The organism is Pseudomonas sp. Pseusp11 (assembly GCF_047304405.1).
In the GTDB taxonomy this organism is placed as follows: Bacteria; Pseudomonadota; Gammaproteobacteria; order Pseudomonadales; family Pseudomonadaceae; genus Aquipseudomonas.
The window spans coordinates 1-9,876 of the sequence record NZ_JBGLZF010000083.1 but is presented as its reverse complement, the minus strand read 5'-3'; the positions used below and the strand labels follow the sequence as shown (position 1 = coordinate 9,876).

At 58.5% G+C, this 9,876-nt stretch carries 11 protein-coding genes; 7 read left to right on the top strand and 4 right to left on the bottom strand.

Features of this window, described 5'->3' with window-relative positions; translation table 11 throughout:
- A partial coding sequence (locus ACCC96_RS30065; RefSeq protein ID WP_413697723.1) for a helix-turn-helix domain-containing protein occupies window positions 1-112 on the top strand: 112 nt, incomplete at its 5' end.
- Between the two features lie 173 nt (window positions 113-285).
- Here ACCC96_RS30065 and bglX read toward each other — a convergent pair.
- Complete coding sequence (gene bglX, locus ACCC96_RS30060; protein ID WP_413697722.1) at window positions 286-2,637, bottom strand: beta-glucosidase BglX; 2,352 nt, start codon at window positions 2,635-2,637, stop codon at window positions 286-288.
- A gap of 254 nt (window positions 2,638-2,891) precedes the next feature.
- Here bglX and ACCC96_RS30055 point away from each other — a divergent pair, with 254 nt between their 5' ends.
- Window positions 2,892-3,209, top strand: a complete 318-nt coding sequence (locus tag ACCC96_RS30055; protein ID WP_018926408.1) for a helix-turn-helix domain-containing protein — start codon at window positions 2,892-2,894, stop codon at window positions 3,207-3,209.
- A gap of 52 nt (window positions 3,210-3,261) precedes the next feature.
- Window positions 3,262-3,528, top strand: coding sequence for a helix-turn-helix domain-containing protein (locus ACCC96_RS30050; RefSeq protein ID WP_413697721.1), 267 nt, complete (start codon window positions 3,262-3,264; stop codon window positions 3,526-3,528).
- Between the two features lie 33 nt (window positions 3,529-3,561).
- Here ACCC96_RS30050 and ACCC96_RS30045 read toward each other — a convergent pair whose 3' ends face one another.
- Together ACCC96_RS30045 and ACCC96_RS30040 are read right to left on the bottom strand one after the other, a co-directional pair.
- Entirely contained in the window at window positions 3,562-5,097 is a 1,536-nt protein-coding gene (locus tag ACCC96_RS30045; RefSeq protein ID WP_413697720.1) for an amidase family protein, read from the bottom strand.
- Between the two features lie 113 nt (window positions 5,098-5,210).
- Window positions 5,211-6,287: an MBL fold metallo-hydrolase gene (locus ACCC96_RS30040; protein WP_413697719.1), complete on the bottom strand. Its 1,077-nt coding sequence runs from the start codon at window positions 6,285-6,287 to the stop codon at window positions 5,211-5,213.
- A gap of 215 nt (window positions 6,288-6,502) precedes the next feature.
- On the opposite strand from ACCC96_RS30040, the gene ACCC96_RS30035 reads away from it, so the two are divergent.
- Window positions 6,503-7,111 (top strand): TetR/AcrR family transcriptional regulator, encoded by a 609-nt coding sequence (locus tag ACCC96_RS30035; RefSeq protein ID WP_413697718.1) that lies wholly within the window; start codon window positions 6,503-6,505, stop codon window positions 7,109-7,111.
- Window positions 7,112-7,252: 141 nt separating this feature from the next.
- Complete coding sequence (locus ACCC96_RS30030) at window positions 7,253-7,798, top strand: DUF1003 domain-containing protein (protein ID WP_018926412.1); 546 nt, start codon at window positions 7,253-7,255, stop codon at window positions 7,796-7,798.
- On the opposite strand, the gene ACCC96_RS30025 is transcribed toward ACCC96_RS30030, so the two are convergent.
- Window positions 7,773-8,732 (bottom strand): LysR family transcriptional regulator, encoded by a 960-nt coding sequence (locus tag ACCC96_RS30025; protein ID WP_413697717.1) that lies wholly within the window; start codon window positions 8,730-8,732, stop codon window positions 7,773-7,775. The two genes, ACCC96_RS30030 and ACCC96_RS30025, sit on opposite strands and share 26 nt — an antisense overlap.
- A gap of 15 nt (window positions 8,733-8,747) precedes the next feature.
- On the opposite strand from ACCC96_RS30025, the gene ACCC96_RS30020 reads away from it, so the two are divergent.
- Complete coding sequence (locus tag ACCC96_RS30020; RefSeq protein ID WP_413697716.1) at window positions 8,748-9,455, top strand: CTP synthase; 708 nt, start codon at window positions 8,748-8,750, stop codon at window positions 9,453-9,455.
- Complete coding sequence (locus tag ACCC96_RS30015; RefSeq protein ID WP_019651741.1) at window positions 9,452-9,775, top strand: antibiotic biosynthesis monooxygenase family protein; 324 nt, start codon at window positions 9,452-9,454, stop codon at window positions 9,773-9,775. Before ACCC96_RS30020 ends, ACCC96_RS30015 begins: the two co-directional genes overlap by 4 nt.
- Window positions 9,776-9,876 lie beyond the last annotated feature (101 nt).

The following is a 9,876-nucleotide window of genomic DNA, read 5'->3' as shown; positions in this document are numbered from 1 at the left end:
GGTGACGCGCATTGCCCTGGATTTTGGCTATGAAAGCCCGGCGGCGTTTTCGACCATGTTTCGTCGGGTGCTGGGGCAGGCACCGTCCGTTTGGTTGGAAGGGGTGAAATAGAGGGAGCGCGCCGCTCTGTAGCAGCTGTCGAGCCCCAGCGAGGCTGCGTTCGGCTGCGCAGCAGTCGTAAAATCAGATATTGCGGTACGTCAGGCAGATCAGTTAACCGGATTCACGACTGCTTCGCAGCCGAACGCAGCCTCGCTGGGGCTCGACAGCTGCTACGGATCGCATTACGGCTGAACTAACCGGCAAGCTCCCTCGCTACAGGGTCCTAACTGACCGGCCTCAGCCAAGCCACTGCCCTGTTCTGACAGCAATTCAAAGCTCTGCTCCTTCACATCCTGGGAATCCAGGCCGATTTGCACCCGGAACTCACCCGGCTCGGCGACGTATTCCAACTGGCTGTTGAAGAACTTCAAGTCGTTCTCGTCAATGCTGAAGTGCACCGCTTTCTCCTCGCCGGCCTTGAGCATGATTTTTTGAAAGTTCTTCAGTTCTTTGACCGGACGGGCGACGGAGGCAACGACATCGCGGATATACAGCTGAACCACCGTTTCGCCGTCACGCTGGCCGGTATTTTTCACCATGATGCTGGCGACGAGGTTGTCGGTCTTGTTCAGCGTGGTCGAAGACAGGGCCATGTCGGTCAGGCTGAAATCGGTATAGCTCAGCCCATAGCCGAAGGGGTAAAGCGGCCCATAGGATTGATCGAAATATTGCGACGTGTAGTTGCGAAGCGCACCCGGCAGGTACGGACGGCCGGTGTTCAGGTGGCTGTAGTAATTGGGGATCTGCCCCACGGAGCGTGGAAAGGTGATGGGTAATTTGCCGGACGGGTTGTAGTCACCGAACAATACATCGGCAACGGCATTGCCTCCCTCGGAGCCGCTGTACCAGGTTTCCAGGATCGCATCGGCTTGTTTCTGCTCCTTGCCGATGGACAGCGGCCGACCGTTCATCAACACCAGTACCAGCGGCTTGCCGGTGGCTTTCAGGGCGGTGATCAATTCACTCTGGCGCCCAGGCAGATCGAGGCTGGTTCGACTGGCCGCCTCATGGGACATGCTGCGAGGCTCTCCCACCACGGCGATCACAACATCGGCTTGCTGTGCAGCCTTGACTGCTTCGTCAATCATTTCTGCTGACGGACGGGGGTCGTTGGCGATTTCGGACACGCCCTGGTATTCCAGGTATTTAACAACCTCCTGATCCTCCTCGAGATTGGCACCTCGGGCATAGATCAGCGAGCCCTGGTTCATCGCGTTTTTCAGCCCGTCGTAGATCGTCACCGATTGCGCAGGCACACCGCTCGCGGACCAACTGCCCATGATGTCGACGGCACTTTTTGCCAACGGGCCGATGAGCGCGATCGTGCCTTGTTTTTTCAGCGGCAAGAGCCCGTTTTCATTCTTCAGCAGCACCAGTGTCTTGCGTGCCACTTCACGGGCCTGCGCTCTGTGCAGATGGTTTTCGGGGTTGTTATCAGCTGCGTTTTCACTGGCAGCGCCGAGGCGCCGGTAAGGGTCTTCGAACAGCCCCATGTCGTACTTGGCACCCAGGACTTCCCGCACCGCGTTATCAATATCGCTCTGGGAAACAGCACCAGACTCAAGCAGCCCCGGCAACTCCGGGCCATAGGAGGAGTCGTTCATGCTCATGTCAATGCCGGCCCTGATGGCGAGCCTGGCCGCGTCGCGAGGATTCCTCGCAACACCGTGCTGAACCAGATCGGTTACCCCGTTATGGTCACTGATGACCAGTCCCTTGAAGCCCCACGCTTTGCGAAGCAGGTCCTGCATCAACCAGGTATTGGCCGCCGCCGGCACGCCATTTACCGAGTTAAGCGCCGCCATGACGGCTCCCGCGCCACCCTCGATCGCCGAACGATAAGGTGGCAAGTAGTCCTGGTACATTCGGGCCAGGCCCATGTCGACGCTGTTGTAGTCGCGCCCTCCTTCGACAGCCCCATACAACGCAAAGTGTTTGGCACTGGACATGATGCTGTCGGGCGCGCTCAAGCTCTGGCCCTGGTAGGCCTGGACCATCACTCTGGCAATGCGTGAAACCAGATAGGTGTCTTCACCGAAGCCTTCGGATGTGCGCCCCCAGCGAGGATCACGGGCGACATCGATCATCGGTGCGAAGGTCATATCGATACCGTCCTCACTGGCTTCTTTCGCCGCCGTTCGACCGCTCAACTCGATGGCGTCCATATCCCAACTGGAGGCCAAGGCCAGGCCGATGGGGAAAATGGTTCGATGACCGTGTATCACGTCCCAACCGAAAAACATCGGTATCTTCAGGCGGCTTTGTTGAGCCGCGTCCTGCATGGGGCGGTTTACATAACGGCTCACAGAGCCATACGTCCCCCCGATTCGCCCGGCAGTGATCTCCTGGCAGATTTTTTCGGGCGTCATCTTTTCATCGATAGCGATCAGCCGCAGTTGGCCGACTTTTTCGTCGAGGGTCATCTGATTGATGAGGTTGGTGACAAAGGCATCTTTGTTTGGCGATGCCGTATCGGCCAGGACCGGCAGAGTTGTAAAGCTGATCAGGGCACATAGCAGACGTAGTCTTTTCATGATTCCCTTCCCCGCATAACGCTGTGGCGCACTGCTTTTGAAACGCCACCTTTCCGGCATTGAAGATCAGAAGGCTGACGTTCAATCATTTGGAGCTTTCAGGAAACCGCCTAGAGACAGCGTAGTCGGTCCAACGCCCCTGCCTGAGCGAAAAAAGAGAATCGATCAAAAAATGAGTTTGATCCGGGCGCAAAACAACTGTACAAAAACACAGTACATTTTCGAATCGCCACGCTCGATCCCCGGAGAAAACCATGGCCTCTCTTGCAATGAAAATCACCCTGGAACGTATCGCCCTCTTCCAGTTCACCCCCGCCCACTGCGCCCAGGCCCGAGCGATGCTGGGTTGGAGTGTGGAAGAGTTGTCCGAGGAATCCGGGGTTTCCGTTGACGCCATCCAGCGATTCGAGGCGCAGCGTAATGTGCTGGATGTCACGCGGCTGGCGTTGGCGTATCGGTTTGAATCGCAAGGCCTGGTGTTCTTCCCAGGGTTTGCACCGGGCCGAGGGATGAATGTGAAAGGGTCCACACCGAATCCGGTGGGGCGGGCGGATTATGCGATGGTTGAGTGAGTGAAGTTATCGATTGAGGCGCTTTGCAGGATCACACAAAAGGAATCAGGCAATGATTGAAATAGAAGAAAGCAGCGGGAACGCTTATGAAGATCTCGGAATGGATAACGCAATAGCGATGAACACCAAATCAAAACTTGCCACCGAAATGGGTGAGGTCATCAAAGCTCGTCAGCTGACTCACGTTCAGGCGTCTGAAATTATGGGTCTGTCGCAAGCCACGCTTTCTGAGATGTTACGTGGAAGCTTTCGTGACATCGGTGAAACCAGGATGGTGGAATGTCTTTCCATGCTCAGGCGTGACATACCAGACCAGTGACACCACAAAACTCACTGGCCCGGTTACATCCCTTTACTGCTGTTTAAACGCCGGAGCCTGACGCTCTAACGAAGCCTGTTCATAGCTGTAAGCCAGGGCCAACAGTTTAGGTTCACTCCAGCGCGGGCCGTAAAAGAACACGGAAGTGGGCAGGCCATCGCCCTTCATGCCCGACGGCAGTGTGATGGCTGGGTAGCCGGCCACCGCGGCACTGAATTGCGAATAGCCGTCGGCATCGGCGATCAGGGCGTCCAGATTGTGCCCGGTCAGTTGCTCATCGATGGCTTCCTTGAAGCTGGCATTGAGTGCCGCGAACAGTTCGGATGCCTGTGCGTGGCTCATGTCCAGTTTGCTGATGTCTTTGAGCATCTGTTGACCGTAACCTTCAGGGCCAGGCTTGAGTTCGTTGAAGTCGATCAACCCTTGAAGCGTTTGGATCGGCAATCCGGAGCGGCTGGCCAGGTACTCCGGCAGCTCATGTTTCATGCCCGCCATGAGTACATTGAAGTAGCCCTCAATATTTGGTAGCCGGACTTTTAATGGCACCAGGGTAGCGCCTTGTTTTTCCAGGGTGGCCAATGCACTCAGAAACTCAGAACCGGGGCGCAACACCGAACCGTCCGGCCCCAGGTACTCGATTGGGTAACCGATTCGCTTGCCGTCCAAGGCATCCTTGGCGAGCAATGCGGTGTAATCGACACCTACCGGTGCGTCGCTGGTTGCGGCGTCCGAAGCATCGACACCTTGCAGGACGTTGAACATGAGCGCGGCGTCAAGAACGGTGCGCGTCATGGTCCCGGGGGTGTCTTGCAGACGTGTGATCGGAATGATGCCGGAACGGCTGAACAGCCCCAGCGTCGGCTTGATGCCCACCACGCCGTTGGCCGAGGCGGGGCAAGTGATCGAACCGTTGGTTTCGGTGGCAATGGCCAGCGGTGCGAACCCGGCGGCTACGCCTGCGGCCGAACCGGAACTGGAACCACACATTTCGCCGCCCAGTACGTGGGGATTTTTCCCTTGGCCACCTCGGGCGCTCCAACCGTGGGGCAAGCCCATTTGTCGAACGTAAGCCCATTCGCTCATGTTGGTTTTGCCGAGAATGACTGCGCCTGCGTCACGAAGCTGCTTGACGACAAATGCATCGTTTGCGGCTGGTTGGCCGACCATGGCCAGTGAGCCCGCGCTCGTTTGCAGGGTGTCTGCGGTATCGACGTTGTCTTTAAGTAGAACCGGAATCCCGTGGAGCGGACCACGAACCTTTCCGTCCTTGCGTTCCTTGTCCAGCGCCATTGCAATCTCGATGGCCTGGGGATTGAGCTCCATGACCGCGTTGATTGCCGGCCCCTGCTTGTCCAGTGCATCGATACGCGCCTGCAAATGCTTCACCAGTGCTACGGAGGTGAGTTCGTTGCGCTCCATCTTTGCAGTGAGTTCGCTGACACTCTCGTATTCGAGCGCGTTGACCGCTGCAGATGCTGCAGCGGTGTCATCGGCGTAAGCGGAACCCGCGACGGAAAGCACAATGGCCTGCGCCAGCACCGTCCTGCGGCTTTTGAAAATGTCCTTCATGTAAAACGTCCTTATTATGGCTAATCACGAGTGAGTCATTTCACTCGCCTCAAAGCCTACCGAAGCCGTAGGAAACGACTGTCAGCAACAAGGAACGAAGGCCGTACGAAAGTTCATCCAGACTTGTAGCCGCTACAAGCAATGTGTCCTTTTTCCTTCATCGTATTTTCCAGATCCAGCCACCACGCGCCACCACGCTGCGGATACATCAAGTTGAACGCCTCGCCCATTTGCGGCGTGGTGATCGACACGTTCCGTTCCCAGGCCAGCGCCAGAATACGGTCGAAAGGTTCGTACCAGGCGTGCATCGACAGGTCGAAGGTGCCGTTGTGGATCGGCAGCAACCAGCGCCCTTTAAGGTCAATGTGCGCCTGCAGGGTTTGCTCGGGCTGCATGTGCACGTGAGGCCACTCGACGTTGTAGGCGCCGGTTTCCATAAGGGTCAGGTCGAATGGGCCGTACTGCTCGCCGATGCGTTTGAAGCCGTCGAAGTAGCCGCTGTCGCCACTGAAGAAGATCCGCGTGTCGCCGTCGATCATCACCCACGACGCCCAAAGGGTGCTGTTACCGTCGAACAGGCCGCGACCGGAAAAGTGCTGCGAAGGAGTGGCGACGAATTGAAGGCCATCGACCTCGGTGCCCTGCCACCAATCCAGTTGGCGCACTTTGCTGGCGTCGATGCCCCACTTGATCAGGGTGTCACCCACGCCCAGGGGGGTGAGGAAGTAGCGGGTCTTGTCCGCCAGTTTGAGCACGGCCTGATAATCGAGGTGGTCGTAGTGATCGTGGGACAGGATCACCGCTTCAATCGGCGGCAGGTCTTCGAGGCTGATCGGCGGTTGGTGGAATCGCTTGGGGCCGGCCCATTGCACGGGCGAGGCGCGTTCGGCGAAGACCGGGTCGGTGATCCAGAACTTGTCCTGCAATTTGAGCAGAAGCGTGGAATGGCCCAGGCGATAGACGCTGTGGTTAGGCGCGGCAATCAACGCCGCCTGGGTCAGGGTTTGCACCGGAACGGGGGCCGACGGCCGGGTGTCGTGCGGTTTGTTGAAGATGAAGTTCCACAGGATGCGCAAGGTTTTGCGAAAGCCTTCGCGCTGCACCGGCACATGGTTTCGGTACTGCCCTTGAGCCTGTCGGGACGCTTCAGGCGTTGAAGCGTTGTTCGCTGGGGAAGTTGAAGTGGCCATGACTGAATGACTCCAGAAAAACCGCAAAATTGACGATTTTCCGCTTGGGACGATTTATGGCCAAGGCATGCACGCATCAGCCGAAGATTCAATTTCTCACTGTGCAGGATTAACACAACATTACACTGCACAGTGTAGTTTCTAGGTTGCATCAAAGCCGATCACAAGTAAACTACCAAGTGTAATTCTCCACTTCTTCCTGCCGAAGCGTACTTATGACAGCTCCACAGCGCCTCACCGACCGAAAACGCGAAGCCATCATCCAGGCGGCGATTACCGAATTCCGTACCAACGGTTTCGACATCACCAGCATGGACAAGATCGCCGCCACCGCCGGCGTGTCGAAGCGCACGGTGTACAACCACTTCCCGAGCAAGGAAGAGTTGTTTGCCGAAATTCTCAATCAGTTATGGACCCGAGTAACGGCCGAACAGGAAACGGCCTACCGCCACGACCTGCCCCTGCGCGATCAGCTGCGCCTGATGTTGCAGGCGAAATTGCAGATGCTGGCCGATGATAATTTTCTCGACCTGGCGCGGGTGGCGATCGCCGCCACCATCCACTCTCCCGAGCGTGCGCAGAACATGGTTGCCCGAATGGGTGAGCGCGAAGAAAGTTTGACCGTGTGGATTCGTGCCGCCCAGGCCGATGGCCGCCTGAAACAGGTCGAGCCTGAGTTCGCCGCGCAACAGGTCCAGGGATTGCTCAAGGCCTTTGCGTTCTGGCCGCAGATCTCCATGGGCCAATCGGGCCTGTCGCCCGACATGCAGCACACCGTGGTGGAGTCGGCGCTGGACATGTTCCTGGCGTGTTATGCGTGCTGAATCAAGCTGCAAAAAATGACAATGTCCGCCATTTTATCGCTGAACGGTCGCTCTGAATAAGAACCCGGTAATGTGTTTCTGAATGAGACTGACGCTGGAGCTATAGTGAGCCTCAGTCCCATCCCCTCTTCAGAGAGCATCATGAGCACTCCGACCCACGAAACCGAAACCGAAATCACCGGCCCCGTCGATCACCTGCGCTTCCATCGCCCTCACGCGCACCTGGCACCTACTTTCGGTACCGACCGTTTTGCCCTGCGCGCCGAGGCTTTTGCGCGGTTCTTCGGCACGCCGACCTTCCTTGGCGCCCAGACCTTGGTGGTGGTGATCTGGATTTGCCTGAACCTGTCCGGCGTAACCCAATTCGATGTGTACCCCTTCATCCTGCTCAACCTGGCGTTCAGCTTGCAAGCGGCCTACGCCGCGCCGCTGATTCTGCTGGCCCAGACGCGTCAGGCGGCGCGGGACAAAGCCCAGTCCGAAGCCGATGCGCGACATCGTGAAGCCTTGGCCATCGCCAACAGTGAACGTCAGGCCCAAGCCGCGCGGAACACTGCGCAACTGAAGGAGTTGCTGGAGCAAAACACCCGGCTCACCGAAATCACCAAGACCCTGACTGAGCGCATCGAAAGCCTGACCTCGGAAATGCATCAACACTTCATCAGCAAGGAGCCACCGAAGGTTTGATCCGGAGCGCCCGCCCCAACTCGTCGAACAACGTCACCACCGAGCGCAATGCGCGGCAGTCCGGGCGGGTCAGCAGCCACAGCGCGGTGTCGTAACCGTGCAGGGGCTCGGTCAACGGTTGCAGTTCTTCACCGATCAAAAAGTCCGGCAACGCCGCGATGCCCAGCCCGGCCCGCACCAATTCAGTCACCGACAACATGCTGTTGCAGCGATAACCGGGTGTTACGCCGGGCAACTGCTGACGCCGCCAGGCGACGGTGGGGTGATCGGGAAGAAAGTCGTCCGGGGCGATCCAGGTCAATGAGGCCAGGTCGTGGGATTCGACCGATTGCAGATAGGCCGCGCTGGCACAGACCCGGTAGGAAATGTCTGCCAATCGCCGGCCAACCAGATGCTCGGGCGGGGTACGGGTCAACCGCAAGGCGATGTCGGCGTCGCGGCGGCTGAGGTTGGCGAAGTCGTTGGAGGTGCACAGTTCAATAGTCAGTGCCGGGTAAGACGGCATGAACCGCGCCAGTGCCGGTAACAGCAGACTTTGCAGGACCGAATCGGTGCAGGTCAGGCGCACGGTGCCGCTGATGATTTCACCGCCCTGCTCCACGCCAATGCGCGCCGCCTCCAGTGCTTGTTCGGCGCGTTCAGCCTGCTCGGCCAGGGTCTGAGCCAACGTGGTAGGCAGGTAACCAGCGCGGCTCTTTTCGAACAGTTGCTGGCCCAGCGCGGCTTCGAGGCGACGGACTGCGCGAAACACCGTCGAAACGTCGACCTTCAACAACGCCGAAGCTCGGGCCAGAGAGCCGCCGCGCACCAAAGCGAGGATCAGCGACAGGTCGGGATAGTCCAGCTGATAGTGCGTCGATGCATTGATCACTTGGGATAACGCCAATATTGATTGCGTGAACGCCAATCTATAGTCGGTGCCAGAAATCAACAAGCGTCGAGATCACTCATGGAAACCAACGCCATCCGCATTGCCCTGATCGGTGACTACGATCCACACGTCACCGCCCATCAAGCCATCCCCGTCGCCCTCGGCATGGCCGCCGAACACACCGGCATGAACCTGCAGTTTGAATGGCTGCCCACCGACCGCATCACCGCCGATACGCCACTGGATGATTTCGATGGTTTCTGGTGCGTACCCGCCAGCCCTTATCGCGATATGGATGGCGCGTTACGGGCGATCCGCTTTGCCCGGGAACAACAACGGCCGTTCCTCGGCACGTGCGGCGGTTTTCAGCACGCGGTGCTGGAATTCGCCCGCAACGTATTGGGCTGGGAAGATGCCGAACACGGCGAGACTTCGCCCGACGCGACGCGGGCGTTACTCACGCCGCTGACCTGTGCGCTGGTGGAAGCCGTCGACAGCATTCATTTGGTTGAAGGCTCGTTGATCGCCAAGGCGTACGAAAATGCGGAGATTCGTGAAGGCTACCGTTGCCGTTACGGTGTGAATCCCGAGTTTGAACGGCAGCTACTGACGCGACAGTTGCACGCGGTTGGCCACGATTCGGCGGGGGATCTGCGGGCAGTGGAGCTGAAGGATCATCCATTCTTTGTCGCAACGCTGTTCCAACCGGAACGCGCCGCGCTCAAAGGCCTGCTGCCGCCGTTGGTCAAGGCATTGATCGAGGCCTGCGCGAGGCAAAAATCATGATCGCCCAGACACCTGCAGCACCTTACTACGCAGTGATTTTCACTTCGCTGCGCACCGAAGGCGATCACGGTTACGAACAGGCCGCCGAACGCATGGTGGAGCTGGCCCGTGAGCAACCCGGCTTCCTGGGCGTGGAATCGGCCCGGGGCGCGGATGGACTCGGGATTACGGTGTCCTACTGGGCCAGCGAAGCGGCGATCCTGGCCTGGAAGCATCACCCCGAGCACAGCGCGATTCGTGAGCGTGGGCGATCGACCTGGTATTCGGCGTGTCATACGCGGGTGTGCAAGGTTGAGCGGGCCTATGCGTTCAAACAGTGAATGACCCGGTGATTCTGGAGGCCGTGTTAGCGGGGGTGGGGGCCCAAGAGCCCCCACACCCCCCCCCCAAACCCACCCCCCCCCCCCCACAACAACACACC

What these genes read in the sequence shown, in the direction of transcription:
- bglX (WP_413697722.1), bottom strand. Translation starts at nt 2,637, where the DNA reads ATGAAAAGACTACGTCTGCTATGTGCCCTGATCAGCTTTACAACTCTG.
- ACCC96_RS30055 (WP_018926408.1), top strand. Translation starts at nt 2,892, where the DNA reads ATGGCCTCTCTTGCAATGAAAATCACCCTGGAACGTATCGCCCTCTTC.
- ACCC96_RS30050 (WP_413697721.1), top strand. Translation starts at nt 3,262, where the DNA reads ATGATTGAAATAGAAGAAAGCAGCGGGAACGCTTATGAAGATCTCGGA.
- ACCC96_RS30045 (WP_413697720.1), bottom strand. Translation starts at nt 5,097, where the DNA reads ATGAAGGACATTTTCAAAAGCCGCAGGACGGTGCTGGCGCAGGCCATT.
- ACCC96_RS30040 (WP_413697719.1), bottom strand. Translation starts at nt 6,287, where the DNA reads ATGGCCACTTCAACTTCCCCAGCGAACAACGCTTCAACGCCTGAAGCG.
- ACCC96_RS30035 (WP_413697718.1), top strand. Translation starts at nt 6,503, where the DNA reads ATGACAGCTCCACAGCGCCTCACCGACCGAAAACGCGAAGCCATCATC.
- ACCC96_RS30030 (WP_018926412.1), top strand. Translation starts at nt 7,253, where the DNA reads ATGAGCACTCCGACCCACGAAACCGAAACCGAAATCACCGGCCCCGTC.
- ACCC96_RS30020 (WP_413697716.1), top strand. Translation starts at nt 8,748, where the DNA reads ATGGAAACCAACGCCATCCGCATTGCCCTGATCGGTGACTACGATCCA.
- ACCC96_RS30015 (WP_019651741.1), top strand. Translation starts at nt 9,452, where the DNA reads ATGATCGCCCAGACACCTGCAGCACCTTACTACGCAGTGATTTTCACT.